The sequence below is a fragment of the Shewanella sp. WXL01 genome (assembly GCF_012263345.1).
In the GTDB taxonomy this organism is placed as follows: Bacteria; Pseudomonadota; Gammaproteobacteria; order Enterobacterales; family Shewanellaceae; genus Shewanella; species Shewanella maritima.
In genome coordinates this window covers 125,255-150,400 of record NZ_JAAIKQ010000006.1, presented here as the reverse complement: position 1 = coordinate 150,400, position 25,146 = coordinate 125,255, and the positions used below count along the sequence as shown (strand labels likewise).

At 44.5% G+C, this 25,146-nt stretch carries 22 protein-coding genes; 11 read left to right on the top strand and 11 right to left on the bottom strand.

The window, feature by feature from the left end; genetic code table 11:
- Positions 1 to 8 precede the first annotated feature (8 nt).
- From G3R49_RS14525 to G3R49_RS14515, 3 genes are all read right to left on the bottom strand, one after another.
- Positions 9 to 1,241 (bottom strand): DUF819 family protein, encoded by a 1,233-nt coding sequence (locus G3R49_RS14525; protein WP_167870169.1) that lies wholly within the window; start codon positions 1,239 to 1,241, stop codon positions 9 to 11.
- Positions 1,238 to 2,143, bottom strand: a complete 906-nt coding sequence (locus G3R49_RS14520) for a LysR family transcriptional regulator (protein ID WP_130602015.1) — start codon at positions 2,141 to 2,143, stop codon at positions 1,238 to 1,240. Before G3R49_RS14520 ends, G3R49_RS14525 begins: the two co-directional genes overlap by 4 nt.
- A 223-nt stretch (positions 2,144 to 2,366) precedes the next feature.
- Positions 2,367 to 3,440 (bottom strand): porin, encoded by a 1,074-nt coding sequence (locus G3R49_RS14515; protein WP_167870168.1) that lies wholly within the window; start codon positions 3,438 to 3,440, stop codon positions 2,367 to 2,369.
- 369 nt (positions 3,441 to 3,809) lie between these two features.
- Between G3R49_RS14515 and G3R49_RS14510 the strand changes: the two genes are divergently transcribed.
- Both G3R49_RS14510 and G3R49_RS14505 read left to right on the top strand, forming a co-directional pair.
- Positions 3,810 to 5,585 (top strand): flavocytochrome c, encoded by a 1,776-nt coding sequence (locus tag G3R49_RS14510; protein WP_167870167.1) that lies wholly within the window; start codon positions 3,810 to 3,812, stop codon positions 5,583 to 5,585.
- Between the two features lie 382 nt (positions 5,586 to 5,967).
- Entirely contained in the window at positions 5,968 to 6,414 is a 447-nt protein-coding gene (locus G3R49_RS14505) for a tetratricopeptide repeat protein (RefSeq protein ID WP_130602021.1), read from the top strand.
- A gap of 111 nt (positions 6,415 to 6,525) precedes the next feature.
- On the opposite strand, the gene fabV is transcribed toward G3R49_RS14505, so the two are convergent.
- The 7 genes from fabV to pspF form a co-directional block, all read right to left on the bottom strand.
- Positions 6,526 to 7,728 carry an enoyl-ACP reductase FabV gene (gene fabV / locus G3R49_RS14500; protein WP_167870166.1) on the bottom strand — a complete coding sequence of 401 codons (1,203 nt, stop codon included), beginning with the start codon at positions 7,726 to 7,728 and terminating at the stop codon, positions 6,526 to 6,528.
- 106 nt (positions 7,729 to 7,834) lie between these two features.
- Complete coding sequence (locus G3R49_RS14495) at positions 7,835 to 8,620, bottom strand: ATP-binding cassette domain-containing protein (protein ID WP_167870165.1); 786 nt, start codon at positions 8,618 to 8,620, stop codon at positions 7,835 to 7,837.
- Positions 8,601 to 9,611 carry an oligopeptide/dipeptide ABC transporter ATP-binding protein gene (locus tag G3R49_RS14490; protein WP_167870164.1) on the bottom strand — a complete coding sequence of 337 codons (1,011 nt, stop codon included), beginning with the start codon at positions 9,609 to 9,611 and terminating at the stop codon, positions 8,601 to 8,603. The genes G3R49_RS14495 and G3R49_RS14490 overlap by 20 nt, the downstream gene beginning before the upstream one ends.
- Before the next feature lie 2 nt (positions 9,612 to 9,613).
- Positions 9,614 to 10,504: an ABC transporter permease subunit gene (locus G3R49_RS14485; RefSeq protein ID WP_130602027.1), complete on the bottom strand. Its 891-nt coding sequence runs from the start codon at positions 10,502 to 10,504 to the stop codon at positions 9,614 to 9,616.
- Positions 10,491 to 11,522 carry an ABC transporter permease gene (locus G3R49_RS14480; RefSeq protein ID WP_130602029.1) on the bottom strand — a complete coding sequence of 344 codons (1,032 nt, stop codon included), beginning with the start codon at positions 11,520 to 11,522 and terminating at the stop codon, positions 10,491 to 10,493. The genes G3R49_RS14485 and G3R49_RS14480 overlap by 14 nt, the downstream gene beginning before the upstream one ends.
- A complete protein-coding gene (locus G3R49_RS14475) occupies positions 11,522 to 13,096 on the bottom strand; it encodes an ABC transporter substrate-binding protein (protein ID WP_245335378.1) in 1,575 nt (524 codons plus the stop codon). Before G3R49_RS14475 ends, G3R49_RS14480 begins: the two co-directional genes overlap by 1 nt.
- A 180-nt stretch (positions 13,097 to 13,276) precedes the next feature.
- The gene (gene pspF, locus G3R49_RS14470; RefSeq protein ID WP_167870162.1) at positions 13,277 to 14,353 is read right to left on the bottom strand and encodes a phage shock protein operon transcriptional activator; all 1,077 of its coding nucleotides are present in this window, start codon (positions 14,351 to 14,353) and stop codon (positions 13,277 to 13,279) included.
- Positions 14,354 to 14,527: 174 nt separating this feature from the next.
- On the opposite strand from pspF, the gene pspA reads away from it, so the two are divergent.
- The 6 genes from pspA to G3R49_RS14440 all read left to right on the top strand — a co-directional run bounded on the left by pspA (position 14,528) and on the right by G3R49_RS14440 (position 19,188).
- On the top strand, positions 14,528 to 15,211 hold the full coding sequence (pspA, locus tag G3R49_RS14465) for a phage shock protein PspA (RefSeq protein WP_167870161.1): 684 nt from the start codon (positions 14,528 to 14,530) through the stop codon (positions 15,209 to 15,211).
- A gap of 17 nt (positions 15,212 to 15,228) precedes the next feature.
- On the top strand, positions 15,229 to 15,468 hold the full coding sequence (gene pspB / locus G3R49_RS14460) for an envelope stress response membrane protein PspB (protein ID WP_130602037.1): 240 nt from the start codon (positions 15,229 to 15,231) through the stop codon (positions 15,466 to 15,468).
- Positions 15,455 to 15,847 carry an envelope stress response membrane protein PspC gene (gene pspC, locus G3R49_RS14455; protein WP_130602039.1) on the top strand — a complete coding sequence of 131 codons (393 nt, stop codon included), beginning with the start codon at positions 15,455 to 15,457 and terminating at the stop codon, positions 15,845 to 15,847. Before pspB ends, pspC begins: the two co-directional genes overlap by 14 nt.
- Positions 15,848 to 15,895: 48 nt before the next feature.
- A complete protein-coding gene (locus G3R49_RS14450) occupies positions 15,896 to 17,323 on the top strand; it encodes a YcjX family protein (RefSeq protein ID WP_167870160.1) in 1,428 nt (475 codons plus the stop codon).
- An 8-nt stretch (positions 17,324 to 17,331) separates the two neighbouring features.
- Positions 17,332 to 18,477 (top strand): TIGR01620 family protein, encoded by a 1,146-nt coding sequence (locus G3R49_RS14445; RefSeq protein WP_167870159.1) that lies wholly within the window; start codon positions 17,332 to 17,334, stop codon positions 18,475 to 18,477.
- Positions 18,478 to 18,807: 330 nt separating this feature from the next.
- Positions 18,808 to 19,188: a helix-hairpin-helix domain-containing protein gene (locus G3R49_RS14440; RefSeq protein WP_167870158.1), complete on the top strand. Its 381-nt coding sequence runs from the start codon at positions 18,808 to 18,810 to the stop codon at positions 19,186 to 19,188.
- Positions 19,189 to 19,312: 124 nt separating this feature from the next.
- On the opposite strand, the gene G3R49_RS14435 is transcribed toward G3R49_RS14440, so the two are convergent.
- On the bottom strand, positions 19,313 to 20,050 hold the full coding sequence (locus G3R49_RS14435) for a YciK family oxidoreductase (RefSeq protein WP_130602047.1): 738 nt from the start codon (positions 20,048 to 20,050) through the stop codon (positions 19,313 to 19,315).
- A 259-nt stretch (positions 20,051 to 20,309) separates the two neighbouring features.
- Here G3R49_RS14435 and G3R49_RS14430 point away from each other — a divergent pair, with 259 nt between their 5' ends.
- The 3 genes from G3R49_RS14430 (at position 20,310) to G3R49_RS14420 (ending at position 25,069) form a co-directional block, all read left to right on the top strand.
- Positions 20,310 to 22,814 carry a VolA/Pla-1 family phospholipase gene (locus G3R49_RS14430; RefSeq protein WP_167870157.1) on the top strand — a complete coding sequence of 835 codons (2,505 nt, stop codon included), beginning with the start codon at positions 20,310 to 20,312 and terminating at the stop codon, positions 22,812 to 22,814.
- Positions 22,815 to 22,977: 163 nt separating this feature from the next.
- Entirely contained in the window at positions 22,978 to 23,988 is a 1,011-nt protein-coding gene (sohB, locus tag G3R49_RS14425; RefSeq protein WP_130602049.1) for a protease SohB, read from the top strand.
- Between the two features lie 64 nt (positions 23,989 to 24,052).
- On the top strand, positions 24,053 to 25,069 hold the full coding sequence (locus tag G3R49_RS14420) for an AraC family transcriptional regulator (protein ID WP_130602051.1): 1,017 nt from the start codon (positions 24,053 to 24,055) through the stop codon (positions 25,067 to 25,069).
- The last annotated feature ends 77 nt before the right edge of the window (positions 25,070 to 25,146 follow it).

Here is a 25,146-nt window from a genome sequence, read left to right as displayed (position 1 = left end):
ATTTTTGTTTATGGAGAGATAGGGCGCATCATCTCGGCACATAACCATGCCATATAGGTTGCCCAGGCGTAGCCGAATACCGAAAACAAAATAGCCACTGGTGCCAACGAGCGGTGAAATGCAAGCGCGACCACTGGCGATGAAGCTGCGCCGCCAATACAACATTGACTGCTAAGCGCCATGTAGGCGATCGGTGCGCGCATTATTAGCCCTGCAATGACCACAAATGCGATATGAATACTTAGCCAGATAAAACCCAGCAAAAAGTAGATAGGGAAGTCATCTATCATGGCGAGATCCATCTGCAATCCCATATTGGCAATGAGAAAGTACAGCATAATACTAGCAACTTTAGATGCGCCGGCGTGTTCCAGGTTACGTAGCCTAGTTGTCGATAGCAGCAGCGATAGGGTCGTAACACTAATCACCACCCAGAAAAACTCAGACGTCAAACTGAATTTACTCAAGTGTGGGTAATGGTTGGCAATAAAAGGTGCCAGTTTATCTGCGAGAAAATGACTAACGCCAGTCACGCCAAAAGCTACCGCGAAGATATAGATGTAGTGATTAAGCTCAGGAATCACACTGGCTTTAGGCGCTTGCAGTTCAGTTTTATTGATCAGTCGTTGTAGGCTTTGGGAGTCCAGTTTGAGCTGATGGTCAAGGCGATTACTGTGCTTAGACAAGGTAAGTAGGATTGACATCCAAATAGCTGAGAACAACACATTCACCGAAATCATAATAGCAAAAATGCCGTCATCAACTTGATAAACCTGCTTCATTGCCAGTTGGTTTGCAGTGCCCCCTACCCAGTTACCTGCAAGGGTTGCCATGCCTTTCCAGGCAGCGCCTGCACCTTGCCACTGCAAGTGCTCTGGCGCGATATGAGACATTATCCATAGGGTTAATGGGCCACCAATAATGACCCCAAAACTACCAATTAGAAACAAGGCAACAATCTTAGGCCCAAGCAGTAAGATAGCTTTTAAATCAACGCTAATAATTAACAAGGTCAAGCAGGCTGGCATTAAATAGTTGGATGACACTTGATTGAGTGAGCTGTTTGAGCTGTCGACTACTTCGAAGGTATTTAGCAGTGAAGGTAGGACATAACACACCACCATCACAGGAAAGATTTTAAAGAACTTGACTAGGTATGGATGAGTGGACTTACTGGCGTAAAAAACTGCGCCAATTAAGGCTGCGAGTAAGCCAACAATAATAGGGTCTTGTGTAATCACGATATATCGTTTGTTTCGTTAATGGCTTCTTGCTGGCAAAAGCGGATAAATTGTTCAAGCAATTCAGATTTTGCCTCGTCGTCACGAGTAATCGACCAGTATTTACGCTTAAAGTCCCAATTATTGACTTTTAGCTCAACTAACTCACCGCGTTTAATCTCTTCTTTCACTGCGATGTAAGGTAGCACGCTGACGCCAATACCTGTGCCGATAGCACGTTTTATCGCGCCCATGGTGTTCATTGACAGCTCTTGGTTAATGGTAATTTTTGCGCTGCGAAGCAGTTGAATATTACGCAGTCTTGATACTGAAATCGTTTCGTCCATCACCCACAGTTCTTGCGAAAGCAGCTCTGGCGTGATGTTTTCTGACACAAGCGGACTATCGCAGCTGGTGACAATACACAGTCTATCTTCAATCCAGTGCTCATGAGCCAAGTTTTTAAGTCCAGGTTTGGCATCGACAAAGCCCAAATCAAGCTCTCTTTCGGAAACCATTTTCTCCACATCAATGCTGTGATGTATGTGTAGCTTAATATCAACCGATGGGTGACGCTTTTTGAACTGAGGGATCTTGCGCGATAGCACATAGTTGCCTGCGGTTTTACTACACCCCACTTTTATGCTGCCACTGATGGTTTGCCCCTTTGCAAACATTTGCTCAATTTGCGAGCCTTTGGATAACATCTCATTGGCGTAGGGCAGCATAACTGCACCATTGTCATTTATCGTTAGGCCATTACTGTTACGCTCAAACAACCGACAGCCAAGAAACCCTTCAAGCTCTTTTAATGCCATGCTTACCGCAGGTACCGAAAGATGCAAGCTTTTGGCTGCTTTTGATATTTGGCCGTGCTGGTGAATAGCTTTAAATATTGAAAGTTGTTTCAGTGTCAGTTTCATGGGCTGTATGGCTAACTTTATGAGTTGTTAATATTTTAGCGCTAAGGTGCAGTCAAACTGTAATTGGATGTGGATTTTTGTAATCCAGGTCATTAAACGTAAATAAACTAAGGCTTTGGTACTATTCGTGACAGAAAGTAGTGACAAAAAGTAGTAACAGAAAGACTTGCCGCCTAGCAGCAAGTCTTTAAGCACTACAATGGCTGAGGCTATAGACTTAGGTTTAAAAGTCGTAACGTACGCCAACAGTGAAGGTTTTGTCGTCTTTTAGCTCAATCATATTGCCTGTGTTGGTATCACGATATTCACCGTCATATTGAGCATAGTGACCAAATATCATGGTCGATTTCGCAATACGGTAGTCTGCACCAATCACCAATGAGTTAATGTCTACGTCGGTTGCATTGTTATATTGGGTACTAGTCGTTGCGGTATTGTTTTTGAAGTACTTACCAAAACCTGCTTCATCTTTACCGATTTCAGCTTTAAGGTTAACGCCATTAAGGTTGTAAACTGCGCTAAAGAAGTAAGAGTTACCTTCTTTAGTTTCAACGGTTTGACTTTTAGTATTTTGGAACAAACCACCGAGCTTTAGCTGACCAATTTTGTACTGGGCAACACCACGGTATGCGTCCACGCCGCCAATTGTGTTATAAGCTGCAGCGAAGTAGTACGGTTGCTTTTTAAGCTTTTTGTCACCGCCAACCAAGCTCACAGCATATTGCTTTTCATTTACATCAGTACGAGCGCCGTTGTCATCATATTCTGCGTAGTTATCATCCATCAAGTAGGTGGCATTAATGGTAATAAGATCAGCAATTTTTGGTGAGTAATAGGTAATGCCGTCTGCTTTGCGGTCTTGACCTGCGATCATACGGTTGTAAGCAGCGTTGGTTAAAGCAAATGCTTCAGCAGTGCCTTTTGATGTTTTCATCACAGTGTCGTTGCGACCAATTAAGACCGTACCTGCATCAGATTTTAATCCAACATAGGTGTTACGCGGTTTAAATACCTTGCTGTCACCTTCTAAGTGCGCGCTATTTACTTGAAATTCCATGCGATATAGCACTTCTAAACCATCGGAGATTTTTTCGCTGCCTTTGACACCAAGACGCGAGAAGTTGTTTTCTAACACAGTCCCCGACTTACCATTTTGTGTAGTAAAGCCATTGTCTGAATTGGTGACCGCAATTTCCATGCGGCCATAAATTTGTGGTGAGTCTGCCATTGCTGCACCTGAAAAAGCACTTAACGCTCCAATTACTGCAATCGCTACTCGATTAATTGATTTGTTCATACTCATCTCCACTTTGAAAAATTGGATTACCCCTTAATGAGGATCCTTTTGTTTTAAGTCTTGTGTTTTGCATCAACGGCTAGAGAAATGGTTTCCCTTAGCGCTTTTGGGCTTGTCACTGGTGACAGGAAGCTCGATGCGTTTGTTGGGGTAAATGTTAGAGATGTATGGAAAAAATATTTTGAACATGTGTCACACGAAAACGGATATCGTACCGTTTTAAGGATATTTTAAGACTGTTTCATAAAAGCTGAACCACAAGGCGAATGTGATTTACACCCAAGTTTTGATACTCCTTTGTGAGTAACCTTTCCGCCATCGAAGAACAATAAAACTAATTTTATTTTGATGAGCAAAGGAACACACAATATGAGAAAAGCATACTTAGTGTCAGCAATTGCCGCCGTACTGTTATCAGGTGGTGCAATGGCGAAAGACGTTAACCTAGCTAAATTCCACAGCGATATGGGCGACTGCCAATCGTGTCACGTTGAAGGCAAGCTAAAAGATATTAAAAAGACAATTACTGACAGCCAAACTCACGAAAACGCGCAGTGCCGTGATTGTCATGGCGGTTATAGCGAGCTTGCGAATGACAAACTGCATTTTGACCCGCACACATCTCACCTTGGCGAAATCAACTGTACTTCTTGTCATACAGCTCACGCTAAGCCTGAGTTGACCTGTAACAACTGCCATAACTTCGAAATGGAAATGCCATTTGCTAATAGCAAAGCGAAGAAAAAGTGGGACGGTGACTGGAACCAAGAACAAATTCGTAAAGCAATTGAGCGCGGCCCTGTTGAAACCGTTGATGTGATTGTTGTTGGTGGTGGTTCAGCTGGTTTTAATGCTGCAATCAGTGCCAAAGAGGCTGGCGCCAACGTAGTGCTATTTGAAAAGGCACCTTACACAGGTGGTAACTCAATGCTAGCTGCTGGTGGTATCAACGCAGTAGGTACACCACAACAGAAGAAGAAAGGCATTGAAGATAAGGTTGAATGGTACGCTGAAGATGCAATGAAAGGTGGTCGTTACCAAAATGACCCTAAACTTGTGCAAATTCTTGCTGAAGAATCAGCTGAGGCTGTGGCTTGGTTAGAGTCTTTAGGCGCCAACATGGATGACTTGAAACGTTCAGGTGGTGCACGTGTTGAGCGTACTCACCGTCCATCTGGCGGCGCATCTGTAGGCCCACACATTATCGATACTTTGCGTAAAGCGGCAGACAAACGTGATATCCCTGTACGCGTTAACTCTCGCGTTGAGAAAATTGTGTTAAACGACGATAAGTCTATTGCGGGTGTTGTTGTTCACGGTCGCCACTCTGGCTACAACATGGTAGCTGCTGACTCTGTAGTACTTGCGACAGGCGGCTACGGTATGAATAAGCAAATGGTTGCTTACTACCGCCCAACAATGAAAGACATGACAAGTTCTAACAACGTAACTGCAACCGGTGACGGTGTGTTACTTGCCAAAGAAATTGGCGCGTCGATGACTGATATTGACTGGGTACAAGCCCACCCAACTATTGGTAAAGACAGTCGTATTCTTATCTCTGAAACCGTACGTGGTGTAGGCGCAATCATGGTGAACACTGATGGTCAGCGCTTTATCAGTGAGCTAACCACCCGTGACCGTGCATCTGACGCTATCTTGAAGCAAAAAGATCAATATGCTTGGTTAGTGTTTGATGAGCAGCTAGTTAAGAAGAAAAAGATGGTACGTGGTTATGAGCACTTAGGCATGCTAAGCAAAGCCAACACTATCGAAGAGCTAGCTAAAATCACTAACATGAAAGACTTACCGAAAACCGCTGCTGCATACAACAAGTATCAAGCTGCGGGTAAAGATGAAGCTTTTGGTCGTGAAGACATGCCGCTGAACTTAAGTAAGCCTCCGTACTACGCAGTGAAAGTGGCTCCTGGTATTCACCACACTATGGGCGGTGTCGCAGTTGATACTGACGCTAACGTATTAAACCTACAAAGCTGGAAAATGGACGGTTTATACGCTGCAGGTGAGGTAACGGGTGGTTTACACGGTTACAACCGCTTAGGTGGCAACGCCATTGCAGATACGGTGGTATTTGGCCGTAAAGCCGGTGAAAACGCCGCTAAGTTCGCACTAGAGAAGAAGTAAGCTCGGAAACGAGTGTAAAGGTTTAACGATAGGGCTGGCACTGTTTATCTATCCCCTATACAAATGGTGTCAGCCAAATCGTTATACAAAATGAGTTACAGTCTCAAACTAAAACCTACAATGGATTGTAGTGTCACATCGTTTTTAACCTGGCAACAGGTTTTGGTTAAGTTGAGTCTTCATCTACTTAGCTTAACCTGCTCCCAAAAGGGCCAGCCTCATCAGCTGGCGCTTTTTCCTCAAGAGTTTCACCCATACATATATTCCTGCAAAGCCAGAACTCATCATTCTGGCTTTTTACAGTATTGATAACTTATTAACGTTGGTAGATACTGCTAATTATTTTATATCAATAACTTATGTTTATAACTAGGGGTGTTTGATGGGCGTGGAATCAAGTGATTTATCTGCTCTTGTTGAGGCTGTAGAGAGTTTATCTAAATGGATGACATACATAACCATTTTTCTTTGTTGGACGTATTTTTCGGTTGTTTTTGCCATGCTGAAGAAATCGTTCTTTGGTAAAGACTGTGTTCCTGCGGAGCTTGAGGATGCAGATGTATTGGTTGAGCAGGCTGAATATGAAAAGCTGTTTCGAAATTGCCGTAGACTTTTAAAAAAACGGCCTAATAATGCTGAGGCACATTGGTATATAGGCTTATGTTATTACCATAAATCTAGATATGAGAAAGCAAAAGAGTATTTTTTAAAGACAATAAAGCTAAATCCACATTGGCAACAAAGTGTCGATGTTTATCTAGACTATATTGAATCTGCAAAAAATGAGATGGCTGAGTCCAAAGAATCGTTAGAAAAGTTTATTATTTAGATGTGTTTTACTTAACAGAAGTCATTTAGTTGAGCCTATGCGCTTCTCTGACCAACAAGCAATAAAAAACCAAGTGCAAGCACTTGGTTTTTGTATTCATAACACTCAACTTTACAGCGAAATTACGTCGAAATCCACTTCTGGGTTAACGTCAGCTTCGTAATCAACACCTTCTACACCAAAGCCGAATAAGCGTAGGAACTCTTCTTTGTACTCTACGTAATCGGTTAACTCACTTAGGTTCTCAGTGTTAACTTGTGGCCATAGGTCGCGGCAATGTTGCTGAATATTATCGCGTAGCTCCCAGTCATCAAGGCGTAGGCGGTTGCTATCATCAACCTCTGCCGCTTGACCGTCACCGCGGTATAAGCGCTCATTGAACATGCGATAGATTTGCTCCATACAACCTTCGTGTAGGCCTTCTTCACGCATCTTCTTAAATACCATCGCAATGTACAATGGCATAACAGGAATAGCCGAGCTTGCTTGAGTCACAACACTCTTAAGCACTGCTACATTGGCACTGCCGCCAGTTTTGCTTAGCTTATCATTTAACGCATTTGCGGCGCGGTCTAAGTCCATTTTGGCTTTGCCTAGTGCGCCGTGCCAGTAGATAGGCCAAGTGATCTCTGTGCCGATGTAGCTGTAAGCAACGGTTTTACAGTTGTCGGTTAATACGCCAGCATCGCTTAGGGCTGACATCCATAATTCCCAATCCTGGCCGCCCATTACGGTAACGGTATCGGCAATTTCTTGCTCCGTTGCAGGCTCAACAGAGGTTTCGATAATTGTATCTTTGTTGGTGTCTACCGCTGTTGCTGTGTACTTATCACCAATTGGTTTTAGTGATGAGCGGATCACTTCACCTGAGTCAGGCATTTTACGCACTGGCGATGCTAGTGAGTACACCACCATATCAACTTGACCTAGGTCTTGCTTGATTAGCTCAATAACCTTGTCTTTGGCTTCATGGCTGAATGCATCACAGTTGATGCTTTTAGAATATAGGCCGTCAGCTTTTGCAAACTTGTCGAAGTAAGCTGAGTTATACCAACCAGCTGTGCCTGGCTTTTTCTCTGTGCCAGGTTTTTCAAAGAACACACCGATAGTGGCTGCATCGCTGCCGTATGCCGCAGCAATACGAGAAGAAAGACCATAGCCACTAGATGAGCCGATAACCAGTACTTTCTTAGGGCCGTTAGCGATTTTGCCTTTCGCTTTGGTGGTTTCAATTTGTTGTTTAACGTTGGCTTCACAGCCTAATGGATGCGTTGTGGTACAAATAAAGCCACGAATGCGAGGTTTAATAATCATAGTTTTTAGTGTTCCCGTTAAAATTGGCTCTAGGTTAAGCAATTAGTGACATAAATGGCACTAATTTTTGATTTTTCAAGCCGTTTCCATGAGTGGTTGGAGCAGTTTATCGGCTTTGTAAGCGCTGGGTCTGCTCAAAAATAAGCTTTTGGGTGTACTCATGCTGCGGATTGGTAAAAAGCTGCTCTGTTGGCGCTTTCTCGACTAGCTCGCCATTTTTTAGCACCATCACTTTATCGCTAATATGGCGAATAATACTGAGGTTATGCGATACGAAAATGTATGACAGACCGAGGTCTTTTTGCAGCTTAAGTAGTAGATTAATAATTTGTGAGCGCACCGATAAATCCAGCGCGGTTAAAGCTTCATCGGCAATGATGATTTTAGGGTTGAGCATCAATGCTCTTGCTACTGCTACGCGCTGCTTTTGTCCTTCGGAAATCATGTGCGGGTAGAAGTCGGCATGCTCTGGTAGCAACCCTACTTTACGCAGGGTTTCGATAACCTGCTTGCGGCGCTCAGCCACATTGAGCTCAGTATTAAACCTCAGTGGCTCATCAAGTAAGTCACCAATCGTCAGTTTAGGATTGAGCGATGTGTTTGGGTCTTGGAAGATCATCCGAATTAAGCGGCAGCGCTGCTTGAGATCGCGTGAGCCTAATGACTCATCTTCAAATACAATTTCACCACTGGTGCGCTGCTCGGCGCCAACTAAAATGCGTGCCAGCGTGCTTTTACCTGAGCCTACTTCACCGACAATTGCCAAGGTTTCACCGCGACCAAGCTCAAAAGAGATTGGCTCAAGTGCCTGATAGTGCTGACGTTTAAACCACTTAAACCCGGTACAAAACTGTTTGCTAAGGTTAGTGACTTTAAGTAAGGGGCTGGTCATATTCATCACGCTCGTTGTTTAACGGATAGTGGCAGGCAAAGTAGCGATCTTTTTGATGGCTTAAGTAAGGTTGCTGCACACACTTGCGCTGGGCTTCAGGGCAGCGAGGTCCTAATCGGCATCCTGCGGGTAAATGATGCAACGATGCAGATGAACCCGGCAAGCTAGGAAGCAGAGCTTTATGGCGCATTTTACCAGTATGCTCAGGTAAATTCTTAAGTAGCGCATAGGTGTATGGATGGTATGGCTGCTCAACGATGGCTTGTGTTGGACCTGATTCCATTACCTGACCACTATAGAGCACGGTCAGTTTGTCGCACCATTTGGTCAGCGTTTCCAGCTCATGGCTGATCAATAAAATTGACACATCTTGCAGTTGGTTTAGCTGTGACAGTAAGCGATAAATCTGCGCCTGCATACTGACTTCCATGGAATTGGTCGGCTCGTCGGCAATCAGCAGTTTAGGGCGGTTAGCAACTGCCATGGCAATCATTACCTTTTGGCATTCGCCGTCCGATAACTCCCAGGGGAAGCGGTTCATCAACTTCTTAGTGTGTTTAATCCCTACCTTATGCAGCCATTTTTCAGCAGTTTGTTGCACATCCTTGCTGCGTTTCCAAAAGGGCAGAGCCTTATTGGGTTTGATTGCCTCTAGTAACTGACTGCCAACACTGCGAATTGGGTCTAGGCTGGCAACAGGGTCTTGAAATATCATAGCGATTTCGCTGCCCATTAGCATACGGCGCTCTTTTGAGCTCATATCCATGAGATTGTTGCCATTCCACATCATGCGATCAGCTTTAATGCGCCAGTTAGGGCTGAGCACCCCAAGGATCGCTTTAGCGAGAAGGGTGCGCCCTGAGCCAGATTCGCCCACAAGTCCATGTACCTCGCCATTGTTTAAGGTTAGGCTGACTTTTTCGAGCACTTTTACCACACCTTCGTCGGTATCTAGCTCAATGGTTAAGTTGCGAATATCCAGTAGTGGCATAACTAGTTTCTTTTAGGTGCCAGCGCCGAGCGAAGCCCGTCACCAACCAGGTTAATGGATAATACGGTAATTAAAATCGCAGCCCCTGGAATGGTAATCGTCCAAGGAGCCAGTAACAGGTTATCTAATCCTTGTGCCATCATTGCTCCCCATTCAGGGCTTGGTGCTTGAGCGCCGAGGCTTAAAAAGCCCAACGCGGCAACATCCAAAATCGCCGCTGAGATTGCCATTGTGACTTGAATAATTAGTACGTCCCAAACGTTGGGCATAATCACATACCAAAATATTTCAAAAGTATTGGCACCATCTAACCTTGCTGCGGTGACGTACTCTTTTTGTAGTTCATCATGAACCGCCTGATGAATTGCGCGGATAAACTGCGGCACGAGTGCGATTCCCACAGCCCAAAACACATTGGTTAACCCTGGTCCCATTACAGCAACGACCAGTATCGCCATCAGAAGTGATGGAATAGACAATAGTGCATCAAACAGGTGGCCTAAAATACTCGACTTAAGCCCGGTCATCATGCCTGAAATAGCACCAATAATGGAGCCTATAGTGAGTGATACCAATACTATGAGTAACGACATACCAAAGGTTAGCTGCACACCGTGTAATACGCGGCTAAAAATATCGCGACCTAAATCATCCGTTCCAAAAAAGAACTCTACTGAGCCTGTTTGGTCCCACGATGGCGGCATCAAAATAGCATGTGAGTGCTGCGCTTCAGGAGAGTATGGCGCAATGAATGGCGCAAGTATGGTTAGTAGAACAAGAAACCCAACAATCCATAAGCCAACCAGTGCAAATGGGTTGTCAACGAAGGCTTGCCAAATGCGCCCGAGTGGCGTCATCTTGCGCTCTTCATGGAGTTGACTAATTAGACGCATACAACTCCTTTCGACTTACAGGGTTAATCGCCGCATGGATAAACTCAATCAAAATGCTCATAGCAATAATCAGTAGCGATACCGACAAAATGCCTGCCTGAATGACAGTATAATCACGCTGATAAATACCAGAAATGAGCCAGTTGCCAACCCCAGGCCAAGAGAAAATCATCTCAACAATAATGCCGTAACTGGCAAAGGTGCCTAGCATGAGACCAATACTCTTGAGTACCGGAATGAGCGCATTGGGCAGCGCATGGCGAATAAGAATGCGTGATGTTCGTAAGCCTCGAGCCTCGGCTGCGCGAATGTAGGGTTGCTCCATCACGGTTTTCAGCGCCTGACGGGTGATACGCGTTACCATAGTGAAGGGCAGTACCGCTAAGGTGATAGCGGGCAAAATGAGATGCATCACTGCATCTTTAAATGCCGCCATTGCATAGTTGCTATCTAGCAATAAGGTGTCGATAAGCATGATGCCGGTGACTGGCGGAATATCGTAAAGCAAGTTGATTTGCCCTGACGTTGGCAGCCAATTAAGGTTAACGCCAAACCAGAGTAGCAGGGTTAAACCTAACCAAAACACCGGCACTGAGTAGCCGGTTAAAGTAAGGGTTAAAATCAATCTTTGCAGTAATTTGTTTTTGGTCAGTGCGGCGAACATACCCAGCGGTACGCCAAACACCATGGCAATGAGGCCGGCAACAAAAGCAAGCTCAAACGAAGCGGGTAGCACGCTAATTAGCTCAGCTGCTACATCTTGTTGTGAGTTAACCGACACTCCAAGGTTGCCAGAAAGTCGCTGGGAAATGTAAGCGATAAATTGGTTTAAACTGCCGCTTTCTAGTTGGTAGTCATGGGTTATTTGCTCAAGCTGCACGGCATTAGGTGCAGTGATACCGCTTAATGCAGTTGGCTTTTCGACAGGAAACAAGCCAGTAGCTACAAACAACACGCCGAGCAATACTAGCGAAGTCGCGAAAAACAAATTGATGCGTCTAAACAAATAACGCCACATTACTGCTGTTCCTCTACAATGTCCTGTGAGGCATTGGCAAACGAAATGCCGCCATAAGGTCTTATCTGTAAATTAGTGATGCTTTTGTTGTGTAGCACCATTTTTTGCGCGTGAGCAATAGGAACAATCGGTACTCTATCTGCAATAATCGCTTCGGCTGACTGAAAGTAAACTTTTCGGTCTGGCTGCTTGGTTAGGCTGCTTGCCAGTGATAGCAGGTGATCAAAGCCATTGTCACACCAGCGTGAATAGTTGTTATTAGAGCGCAGGGCGCTGCAGCTCAGTACTGGGCTAAAGAAGTTATCTGGGTCGTTATTGTCAGCGTTCCAGCCAATCAGCACAGAATCATAGTTAGCCTCGCTGAGTTTTTGGGTAAATACACTCCAGTCATAGCTGATGATGTTAGTGCTCACGCCAATTTGCGCCAGATCTTCTTGCATTAACTCTGCCATCTTAACTGCATTGGGGTTATAGGCTCGCGCCACAGGCATGGCCCAAATATCGATATTAAGTTGCTTAACGTTGGCTTCATCTAATAAGGCTTTGGCTTTTTGCGGGTTGTACTCATTAGGCTCATATATTTTTGAGTAAGCCCAAGAGGCGGGTGGCAGTAAGCCGGTCGCTTCAACTGCGGTGTTGTTATATACCAAATCGAGGATTTTTTGTTTATCAATAGCATGGGATAATGCTTGTCTCACGCGCAAATCATCAAACGGCGGCTTTTGGGTGTTAAATGCCCAAAACGCTACATTAAGCCCTGGCGAGCTATCAACACGAATATCTTGTTGCTGCTTTAACACAGCAAGCTCAGCAGGTTTGGGCAGTGCTGATACGTTACAATCGCCAGTGATTAGCTTGGTTAGTCTCGCTGTGCTATTTGTGGTGATGTCATACACCAGTTGCTCAGCGGCGACCTTTTCACCCCAAAAACTCACATGGGGCTTAAAGCGAATATGATCGTTCTTAACGTATTGATGTAATTTATACGGTCCTGTGCCAATGGCGAAAAAATCGAGCTCTTCGGCGCGCTGATTATCCAGTAGGTATTGACCATATTCAGCGGACAGAATCACCGCAAAATCTGTGGCAAGGTTAAACAAAAAGCTGGCATCGCTACGATTTAAATGAAACACCACCTCAAAGTCGTTCACTTTTTCAATGCGGCTGACTAAGCCAGATAAATTAATACTTTGAAAATAAGGGTAGCCAGTGCGGCTCACATCATGAAAAGGGTGGTTGTAGTTGATAACACGCTCAAATGAGAATAGGACATCATCGGCATTGAAGTAACGGCTAGGTGAGAAATGATTGTTGTCATGAAAGGTGACATTTTCTCTTAACCAGAAGCGGTAACTGAGGCCGTCATCTGACACTTGCCAGCGCGTAGCTAGCTCGCTCTCAAACTCTTTAGTTGTTGCGCTGTAGCCAATTAAACGGTTATAAATTTGATGTGAAGTGGCATCAATCGTTGTACCTGAGGTCACTAACTGGGGGTTAAAGCTCTCTGGGTTACCTTCACTGCAATAAACAATACCCGTAGGAAGTTGTGGTTCACTACAGCCAGATGTCAGCATCAGGCCGGCAGATGAAATAAAAAACAACCAAGGTTTGAATAGCTTTAGCATGCGCGTGCGTTTTGTATACGTTAAGGCAGTTATTCTAACAGTGTAAACAACATAGGGGCAATTGCCCCCATATTAATTTGCTTATTGCTGTTAAAAGCTGCAGTTGTGTAATGTTATAGATAGTGACAGTTATGCTTTATCTAGCAAGTTGTATTTTTTCAAAATCCCGCGCAGCTGGTGGTAACTTAGCCCCAGTAACTCGGCAGTTTTCTTTTGATTAAATTGTCCTTCAGCTAAGGCCTGTTGCAGTAAGTCTATTTCTTGCTGCTCTGTGTGCTCTTTAAAGTTCAGCGGGAAGCTGACTGCTGGCGCTTGTTGTTTTTCGTTTGGCTCTTGAGTTGTTGCAGCCGGTTCGTTGGTTTCTGTTACTGCAACTGGAGCTTGCGCTTGGCGCTCGATGGTTTTGACGCGTTTTTTAGGTCGATATGGTGAGGCAAAAGGGTCGAGGACGATGTTTTGGATCTCTTGCCCTTCTGAGCCTTCACGGTAAACGCTGCGTTCAACGACGTTTTTAAGCTCACGAATATTGCCAGGCCAGGAGTGGATCATTAGCTGCTCAGTGGCGAGCGGGCTAAATCCGCCAAAAAAGTCTAATCCAAGTTGACGTGCCATATTGATTGCGAAGTATTCGGCAAGCTCCATAATATCTTCGGTGCGATTACGCAGCGGCGGCAAGGTGATCACATCAAAAGCTAGGCGGTCGAGTAAGTCTGCACGAAACTCACCATTTTCAGCTAGTGACGGCAAGTCTTCGTTGGCCGCGCATATAAGGCGCACGTCGGTTTGCACTGTTTTGCTGCCGCCAACACGTTCAAACTCTCCGTACTCGATTACCCGAAGTAGCTTTTCTTGGATCAAACCAGACGTGTTTGCTAATTCATCTAAAAATAACGTGCCGCCATCAGCGCGCTCAAAGCGGCCTTCGTGCTTACCTTTAGCACCAGTAAACGCACCTGATTCATGACCAAATAGCTCACTTTCAAGTAAGTTTTCGCTTAATGATGAACAGTTCAGCTTGATAAAACTTTGATCCCATCTTGCTGATAAATAATGTAGTCTTTCTGCTATTAGCTCTTTACCCGTACCACGTTCACCAATAATTAGAACGGGTTTAGACAGAGGGGCAATCTTTGACACATGCTCTAGTACTTCTAATAGAGCATTGGACTGGCCGATGAGGTTATCTTGTTGAAATTGTTTACTCACTGGGTGTTAGTCTTTTACGCTAATAAGTGGTGAAAATCATAATAGATGGCTAACCGTACAATTGAAAGAAAAACTTTAAATATCACCTAACATGTTGATTTTAATTGGATACTAAAACTTGGCACGGTTAATGAATTAAGTTTTACGACATCAACATAACCTGAGGAACTTATTATGGGAATCTTTTCTCGCTTTGCAGATATCGTAAATTCAAATATCAGCGCTTTACTCGATAAGGCTGAAGATCCAGAAAAAATGGTTCGCCTTATCATCCAAGAAATGGAAGACACCTTAGTTGAAGTGCGTTCAACTTCAGCAAAAGTGTTAGCTGAAAAGAAAGAACTACTGCGCCGCATTGGTAAAGTGCAACAGCAGGTTCAAGACTGGCAATCAAAAGCTGAACTAGCACTATCGAAAGACCGTGAAGATTTAGCAAAAGCGGCACTAATGGAAAAGCAAAAAACCGTAACCTTGCTTGAAACATTAGAAATGGAGCTACAAGTAGTTGAAGAGCATATCACGCGTCTAAAAGACGAAGTTGCACAACTACAAGAGAAGCTAAATGATGCGCGAGCTCGTCAAAAGACCATCATTATGCGTAATCAAACTGCGACTTCGCGCCTTGAAGTAAAAAAGCAGCTTGATTCAAGCAAAATTGATGATGCGATGCTTAAGTTTGAGCAATATGAGCGCCGCGTTGAAGGTTTAGAAGCGCAAGTTGAGTCTTACGATGTAGGTAAGAAGAACACCTTAGCCGATGAGTTTGCTGCATTAGAAGCTGAAGACTCTATCAATGACGAGTTGGCAGCACTTAAAGCCAAGGTGAAATCTAAAAAATCAACTAAAACTGAAGCTTAATTTTTTCGAGGTGAGTTATGGATCTGGATCTACTTATTGCCCCAATTATCATTTTTCTAGTAGTTGTGGCGCCAATTTGGTTGATTCTTCATTATCGCAGTAAGCGACAAGTGAGCCAGGGACTCACAGAGGAAGAATTTGCACAGTTAAACGAGCTAATTGACCAAGCAGATAAAATGGGTCAACGCATTGAGACATTAGAAGCGATTCTAGATTCTGAGTCTCCAGAGTGGAGGGCAAAACATGAGCACAACTAATGGTAGAACACTCTACCGTAACCCGACATCAGGGAAGATTGCCGGTGTTTGCGCAGGTATTGCTGACTACTTCAACTTTGAAACCTGGTTAGTGCGCGTATTAGCTGTTTCTATCTTCTTGTTAGGTGGCTCGGGCTTTGTATTTATCATTTATATTGCATTGTGGATGATACTTGATACCAAACCCTCTGAGGCGCAGCCAAAGCAAGCTTCAGATATCGAGTTAAAAAAGAAGGTATGGCAAGCTGGTGAACCAGCAAAGAAAGCGCTGTTTGATGTTAATCGTAATTTCAGACAGTTGGAGATCCGCCTGCAAAGATTGGAGCGTCATGTCACCTCAGACAACTTTGATCTAAAACGGCAAATCGACAATCTATAGTCATTCTAATGGGCGGTTTATCCGCCCTTTGTTTTTATAGGTATCTTAATGAGTCTGCTTGACCGCTCGCTAAATAAACTGACTGCTCAAACTCAATCTCTTATCAATCGCACCACAGACCGCCATGTGCGCCTTGCGGTGACAGGCCTTTCTGGCGCAGGAAAAACTGCATTTATTACTGGCCTTGTCAATCAAATGCTTAATAGCTGTGGCCCCTCACAAAATAAGCTACCGCTTTGGCAAGTCAGTCGTGAGTCACGACTGCTTGGGGTTAAGAAAACCCTGCAACCCGATTTAGGTATCGCCAGCTTTGATTATCATGGCGCGCTAACAAGTCTGCAGTTAGATAACCCGACATGGCCGGCATCGACCCGCAATATTACTGAGCTGCGTTTAGCTATTCGCTATCGCCCAGAGCAAGGGGTATTAGCCAAGCTCACCGATACCGCGACTTTGTATGTTGACATTATTGATTATCCGGGTGAATGGTTGCTTGATTTACCTATGATGCAACTAAGCTTTAGTCAGTGGTGTTTAACTCAGGCTAGCCGCACTGAGCTGCTTAAGCAAAGCGAGTATTATGAAGCCTTTACCCAGCAGGCAAGTCAATTACCACTTAATGAGCAGGCTGATGAACAAGTGTTGAAGCAGCTTGCCGAGTTGTATCAAACTTTGCTGGTGGATCTGGTGCGAAACAAAGGCTTTTATAATGCGCAGCCAGGAAGAATGCTATTACCGGGAGAGTTTGAAAACACACCATTACTCGCCTTTGTTCCATTGTTAGCGTTAAGCGATAGCGAGCATCAAAAGGCTAATGAATACGCTAGCGACAGCTATTACCAAGTGCTTAAACAGCGATATCAGGAATATGTATCACAGGTGGTGAAACCGTTTTATCAAGATTATTTTTCAAAGTTTGATCGGCAAGTGGTATTGGTCAATTGCTTGAGCGCGTTAAACAAAGGTCGTGGTCAATTTGATGACATGGGGCAGGCGCTTAACCACATTTTACAAAGTTTCCAGTTTGGTCAATCGAGCCTATTGCGGCGTTTGTTTTCACCCAAAATTGATAAGTTACTTTTTTGTGCCAGTCAGGTGGATAGAGTGACGCGCGATCAGCAAGGTAATCTGCTCAAGCTTCTCAATGACATGCTAAAACAAAGCCATCATCTGGCGACATTTGAGGGTTGCGATGTCGAAACCATGGCGATTAGCGCCATTAAGGCCACTAAACATGGCATGGTGAAAACCGCAAATGGTCAACAAGAAGTGGTGAATGGATTCACTAGAGATAACCAAAGTTTGACAGTGTATCCGGGCGAGGTGCCAAGTCGGTTACCTAAGACTGACTTTTGGCAACAGCAAGGTTTCAACTTTACTGAGTTTAACCCGCAGCCAGCTAGCAGCGACGGTCACTTTGATCACATTCGTCTTGATCATTTACTTGAGTACCTGCTCGGCGACAAGTTGTTATAGGTGTAGCGATGATTAAAAAACAACAAGTATTTGAGTCCAATGACCAGGTCATTTTAGATGAGGCTGAAACTAAAGCTAAAGCCTCTTCAAATTCGGCCACAGAGAGCAAAAGTCATTTGATGTCCGATGAAGCTGCTGACACTAATCACAGCTTAAAGCCGCAACAAGCATTTACTGGCGATGAGTTTGTCAGTGAGCAGCAACTTATTGAAACATTAGATAAGCACATTCCTCCTGAAATGGTGACGCCAGTAAAGGGCGTATCTAAACTAACTAAATTAACCTTATTGAGCTTACTCAGTTTAGTCGTGGTGCAAACGGTATTGGCGCTTGTTACTGCAGCTTCACAAAGCCCTTGGTTGTTTGGCTTTTATGCTTTTGTACTCGCAATTGTCTCAGCCTGGGCGGGAAGGGGAGCCTTGATTGAGTATCGCAAGCTAAAACAGCTACGTGAAATCGACCAACATCAACAAGTTGCGCAGCGTTTATCGCAAAGCGTACAAACTGGCGAAGCAGATAAGTTTATTAATAATTTACTTAAGCAATATGGCCAGTCTGTGGCAGTAAGCAAATATGCCTCAAGCATTTCTGCGGAGCATAATGATGCGGAAAAACTCGCGTTATTTGAATCAGTAGTAGTTGAAGAACGAGATGCCAAAGCATCTAAAGTGGTGAGCCGCTTTGCTGCAGAAGCCGCTGTATTGTTAGCTGCAAGCCCGCTTGCAGCGCTAGATATGGCAATTATTTTGTGGCGCAACCAGAAAATGATCAGTCAAATCGCGCAAATCTATGGCATAGAGTTAGGCTACTGGAGCCGTATTAAGCTTATTCGCGCCATTGTGACGAACATTATTTACGCGGGTGCCAGCGAAGTTGTCACCGATTTGGGCACGCAAATGATGTCAATGGAAGTCACTGGTAAGTTATCTACGCGAGTAGCGCAGGGCATAGGTGGCGGCTTGCTTACCGCGCGTTTAGGCTATCAAGCAATGGGCTTGTGTAGACCGGTAGCGTTTAGCGAAAACAAAAGACCCAAGCTGCGTAAGGTTTATCAGCAATTGCTTTCTGAACTTAAAGCTTTTACCAAAGAGAGTTTATCTGCCACGAGCTCTGTGGATAACAAGCAGCCTGATAGCGATAAGCTGGCGCGCTAGCTTAGCTTTCCATATATGGCTGCTTTAATAATTTGCAACTCAAGATGATAACTTAAGCCAGTTAGACTAGGCCCCTTTTGTGGGGTAAAGCAAAGCAACCTTATTTGGAAGGTAGGTTCTTTATCTTTTTTGGTTTGGCGTGCGGTAATTTGCACTTTCAAAAATGTCGTCTAACTTTAGTTGCTGCTGGCTTGTATTAGTGTTTGCTTAATATAACGCTTTTCAGTTCAGCTCACTCACTTTGGCTCAAAATTATCGAGCTATAAAAATTGCACCGCTCAGGGATAAGGATTACAGAGCAGTGTTAACTAAAGGATATTAGGAGACATAATGAAATCACTTTTGATCACTAGTGCGCTGGCTTTAGCTTTAAGCTGCGCGATGACTTATACGGCCAGCGTTCAAGCAGGCTCAGAGAAACAAGCAACTCAATCTACGCAGCTCAAAAAATCAGCTCAAGCAGCAGTGCCTGCCAATGCCAGCAAAGAGATGAAGTCTGCAGTTAACGATGCAAAGCTTGCATCAGTGAATATCAATAAGGCTAGTGTCGCCCAGTTGCAAACGCTAAAAGGGATTGGGGAAGCGAAAGCCAAAGCGATTGTTGAGTATCGTAAAGCTCACGGTAAGTTTAAGAGTAAGCAAGAACTCACGCAGGTGAAAGGTATAGGTGAGAAACTCATCGCTCAAAATGCCCAGCGCATCAGTTTGTAGCTTGCATATGCGTTAAGCTAAGCAAACTATATTTGCCAACAAGTAAAAAACCGAAGCATATCGCTTCGGTTTTTTTATGTTTTGTACATTTAATTTAGCGCTAAATGCAGCGGGAGAATATGCGTTACTGAGCGCTTAGCGCCTCACCGTTAACCGCTTTTGAGTCATCTGCCATCAAGTACAAGTAAGTACGCATAATGTCTTCTGGTGTTTTTAGTGCCATCGGATCTTCAGCTGGGTAAGCTTTAGCGCGCATTTCGGTGCGGGTTGCGCCTGGGTTGATGCTGTTAACGCGAACCGAGGTTTCATCACATTCATCAGCAAGTACTTGCATCATGCCTTCTGTGGCAAATTTAGAGAAACTATATGGCCCCCAAAATGCACGGCCTTTACGGCCAACACCACTTGAGGTGAAGATAATTGATGCATTTGGCGCTTTACGTAGTACTGGCAGTAATGCTTTGGTCATAATGGCAGGCGCTGTGACATTGACCTTCATAATATCTTCTAGTGACTTAGCATCTAGATGCTCAAATGGCCCAAGCGCACCTAGCAGTGAGGCGTTATGCAATACGCCGTCTAAATGGCCGAATTGCTCCTCAATTGTTTCAGCCATATCTTTATAATTTTGCTCAGTTGCGCCTTTTAAATCGAGCGGAATAATTGCCGGTTGTGGTGAGCCTTGAGCGATGATTTGGTCGTAGACAGTTTCAAGCTTTTTCACTGTTTTACCTAGCAAGATAACCGTTGCACCATATTTGGCATAACTCAGCGCAGCGGCTTTACCAATACCGTCGCCAGCGCCAGTTACTAGGATCGTTTTATTAATTAACAAATCTTTTGTTGCTTGAAATTCCAACATCTTCAAATCATTCCTAAGGGCTCAAAAGCCCATCAAATCTATATTTACAATCGCGATAAACAACTGTTTAAAACAAATGACTGATAAAAAAGCACAGCAAGCCGGTTCTTATGTAACAAACTTGTAGCTAAGTCGCTAATTTTGCGTTAACTTGAGTGCTAATAAGGATAAAAATATGTCCTTTTGGTCATAGAGTTGCACTATTGTGACCAATTTTTTGGGGAAACAAAACAATTACAACAAGATTTGGGGAAAAAAGATGAAAAGACTCATGTTGGGTGTTGCAATAACATCTGCTCTTGGACTCACAGCCTGCTCAGAAGACAGTTTCAACAAAGCAAGAAATAATACTGAAACCTTAGTGCCTTCTTCTCACATGGTGTTCGATCCTGCCAATAGTGAACTACCCGTTCCAAATGACCTACTTTTTAACGGCACCACTGATGGCACGATTAACATGCCAGGTGAAGATGGTACCGATTACCTTGACCCTTTACTCGCAATTGGCGCGCTTGACGGTTGGTCGACAACTTCACCAATCTCTATTGAATTGGACTTAGCCGACAATAACGGTACGCCATTAACACTGAGCAAAGCCTCTGTTGAACAGCCAGGTGCGGTGCGTATGTTTGAAGCAACCGTTGGTGGTCCATTGTCAACAGACCCTGAGTGTACCGGCGCTCTGAGTGTGTCAGCTTGTAAAGTCGGCGCCGAGCTGCAGTTTGGCGTTGATTTTGTGACGCAAGCTGTGGGTGACACCATTGCCGTTATTCCACTAAAAGCGCTTAAACCAAATCAATCTTATATCTATGCGACGACGCGCTTAATTGAAGATTCGCTTGGCCGCGCAATTGAGCCATCAACGACCTATAACCTGTTGAAGCTTGATATCGATACTAAGCCCCTTGAAACGCCAGATCAGTTGTTCTTACAAGGTCTAGTAAACAGTTACGAAAAGGGCATGGCTGCAGCGCATGGTGTTGATGCAGCATCTATTACTTACGCTGGTTTATTTACCACGCAAGCAGTGGCAGATGTGTATGAAACCACTAAGTTGCTAATGGCTGGCGATCCACGTTATACACCTTCATTTGTTCAACCTCCGATGCCGATGGACAACGGCTTTGGTGGCGTGGTTACCGTGGCGCAAGCTGCAGGTTTATCACCAACTGATGGTCTAGCATATGTATTGTCTGATCTTGCTGATGTGTATACAGCGAAAATCAATCTACCAATTTATGGTGATTGTTCATCGACTGACTGTGTTATCCCGATTGTAGATGGTGCGCCAACTGCACCAAATGGTCGTTGGATGGCGCGTGGTGATAGCCCAATTGCCGTTTTGTCAGCGCTTGAAGCAGGCACATTGTCACAGTCAAACTTCATCCAGCAAGCGTCGGGTTATGGTATCGACCCAAGTGAGGCACTTACCAACCCAGCAGTGTTAGTCGGTTATGAATGGCAATTAGATGACGGTAATCCAGTCGATGCAACTAAGCATCTGACTAAATTCAACCCAGTAGCTAAAGTGACTCACTACGAAGAAGTGAACGTACTTATCTCTATGCCAAATGCAGCGAAGGTTGAGGCGTTCAATACAGCTAATAGCCTGCAATTTACTGCACCTACAAACGGCTGGCCTGCAACCATCGCAATGCACGGTTTAGGCGGCGGTAAAGAAATGTCTCTAGCCTATGCGGGTATGTATGCAGCAGCAGGTATAGCGACAATTGCTATTGATATGCCGCTTCATGGCGAGCGCTCTTATGATGCTAATGGCGACGGCATTTATGAAATGTCTGCAACGTCACCAGAGTTTGCTGCAAGTATTGGTAAAGAAGCTGAGTTTGCTAATGGTAACCCACTAGTATTCGTCAATATCGCAAGTACGCTGACTGTACGTGATAACTTCCGCCAAGCAACAATGGATCACTTAGGCCTACGTTTATTATTAACAGGTCTGTATCAGCAACTAGCGCAAGCCGGTGCGCCGCAGATGTTTGATATCGGTAAAGTTAGCCTGCAAGGTCTTAGCTTAGGTGCAATTGTTGGCTCGACAACTTCTACCTATGCAAGTACTGGTCTAGTTGACCCTGCGACGGGTACTGCACTGCCAAATGCATACGCAGTTAATGCGGCATCATTAGTTGCTCCTTCTGGTGGCCTTGCAGGTACGTTCGTCGGTTCAGAGACCTTCGGTCCTATCCTTTATCAAACCGTTTTAGGCACTGCAGAGTTCCAAGCTTTGGTTGATGAAGCGAATACTGCCGGTTATCAACCAGGCACACCTGAGTACGAAGCCTTGGTTAACGCAGTGTATGCTGGCTTTATCCCATCATTTGCACTTGCAGTGCAAACTGCGGTAGATGGTGCAGATCCAATTAACCATGCAACTCAGTTAGCGGCAACTAACCTTCCTGTTCACTTAATTGAAGTAGTGGGTGATGCAACTAACCTACCAGATCAAGTTCTACCTAATCGCGTAGAAGGCTTCCCGCTATCTGGTACTGAGCCATTAATTTCAGGCTTAGGCTTAGGTTGTGCTGATAGCACTGCTGCAGGTTCAAGCGCAGTACGCTTTGCAAAAGGTCACCATAGTTCACTGGTTAGCCCAAGTGAAATCCCTGGTGTCACAGATGGCAAAGCTGAAGCAGCTACCATCGAAATGCAGCAGCAAGTTTCACGCTTCGCGCAAACTGCTGGCTTAGGTTCAGCGACGGTTGTGGTAAGCGATACTAGCGTGCTTCAAAGTTGTGGCGGTTAATGCGTAGAACACAATAATCAAAAGCCCAGCTATGCTGGGCTTTTTCGTGTCTAGGGTACTATTTTGTTGCAAAACGTATCCATTATTTATGTCCCTAGTGATAGCTGCTAGTATGTCGGCTGGTTCAGATATTAGAAATGATTATTAGTTAACGGAGTCAAGTTTGGAATTTTTATCAGAGTACGGCATGTTTCTCGCGAAAGCCGTGACTGTAGTGGTAGCTATATTAGCGGTAGTCATTGTGACTTTAGCATCAAGTATTAAGCAAAAGTCTGATAAGGGCGAATTGAAGCTCACTGATGTATCAGAGCAGCTTGAAGAGTTAACTGATGGCTTGAAAGAAGAGTTATTAACTAAGAAGCAATTCAAGGCGTACCAAAAACAGCGTAAGGAAGAGCAAAAAGCGCAAGATAAGCAGGAAGAAGCACGCAAGAAACTGTTTGTGGTCGATTTTAAAGGCAGTATTGATGCTCACGAAGTGGCATCGTTGCGTGAAGAAGTTACGGCTATTTTGACCATTGCCGACAAAGACGACGAAGTTCTGGTTAATGTAGAAAGTGGTGGTGGCATGGTGCACGGCTATGGTCTTGCTTCAAGTCAGCTTGACCGTTTGCGTAGTGCTGATATTCCACTGTCGATTTGTATTGATAAAGTAGCAGCATCTGGCGGCTATATGATGGCTTGTGTGGCTAACAAGGTTTATTCAGCGCCGTTTGCCATTGTTGGTTCTATTGGTGTGGTTGCTCAGTTGCCCAACTTTAACCGCTTATTGAAAAAGCATGATATTGACTATGAGCAGCACACAGCGGGTGATTTTAAACGCACCTTAACGGTATTTGGTGAGAATACAGATGAAGGTCGCGGCAAATTCCAGCAAGAGCTTGAAGAAACCCACGTGCTGTTTAAAGAGTTTGTGGGTAAATACCGCCCTGATATGGACATTGCCAAAGTGGCTACTGGTGAGCATTGGTATGGTCAGCAAGCAATTGAGCTTGGCCTTGTGGATGAAATTGCAACCAGTGACGACTTATTGCTTAAATTTGCAAAAACACATCAAGTGCTGCGCATCAAATATCAAACTAAAAAGAAGCTGGCAGATAAGATTGCTCATGGAGCATCGTTAAGTATCAATGCCATTTTCAATCGACTCGCAGAGCGTAATAACACGCTTTAAGTCTGAATGTGCTGTTTACCTACTTTAGGCTGAGCTTGCTCAGCCTAGTTTCAAGGAACTATTCATGCCTGTACCCGCCGGATATCAAGCGAATAAAATGCTTGGCGATCAATGTTATCCCGCATTTGAGCTTCGAAATCTGATGCAGTTTATTCAAACCGAGCTTGGTGAGAGTGCTGTACTTGATGTATATCAGCAAATTGGTTTAGGCGTTGCTGAGCTTAACAGTGTGCATTTTGTCTATGTATGGCAAGTTGAGTATGCCCTTGAAGCACTGAGAACCTTGAGTAAAGATACTGATATTGGCGCTAGGCTTGGTGCAGCCAATACTGTTGAAAGTTTAGATGTACTGTTGCCACATTTGCGCGGGTTTACCCGTTTAAACGAGTGCCTTGGTTTTGCACTCAAGCACCCAGAGCTTGTGGGCAGTTTTAGCGACTATGTTGTTAGAGTCGAGCAAGGTAAGCTTTGGTGTCGCTGGTTAAACACGGGCAAGGCGGATACCGAGACATTTGCGTTTCAGTTTCAGCACTCTGTGTGCTCGTTGCTTTCACTGGCGCGCCAGCTTGTTGATGTGCCCATCGAGTTGACCGATATTCATTTAGCCCAGCAAGAATTAGAGCATCACTTTCTTAAGGATTATACAGGGGCGAGGGTGCAGCATGGTTGTGAGTTTTTTGAGTGGGCTGTCGCGCTGAACACCCTAGATACGCCGCTTAATTATGACTTTAATGCTTCGCCGGATAAATCAGCAGCTTCGCTTGAGCCATCACTTATCGACGAGGTGCTCTATTTAATTAAGGGCAATATTAGTGCGATACCTGCGCTAGGTGAAGCAGCGACTGAGTTGCACATGAGCGATCGAAGTTTAAGGCGCAAGCTAGCTCAAGCTGGTAGCAGTTACCAGAAGTTAGTTGACCTAGCCAGAAGCCAGCAAGCGATAAAACTCATTCTTGAAGATAAACTCACGGTAGAGCAAATCGCTGAACTGCTTGGCTATAGTGACCCTAGCCATTTTCGTCAAAGCTTCAAACACTGGCTCGGATTACCGCCTGGGCACTTCTTGAGACTAAACTCGTAAACACACCTTTGTTATCTGAAAACATAGCGCTTAATGGTAGCAGCACAGCGCTTTATGTCAGCAGCAAGACGCTGTTA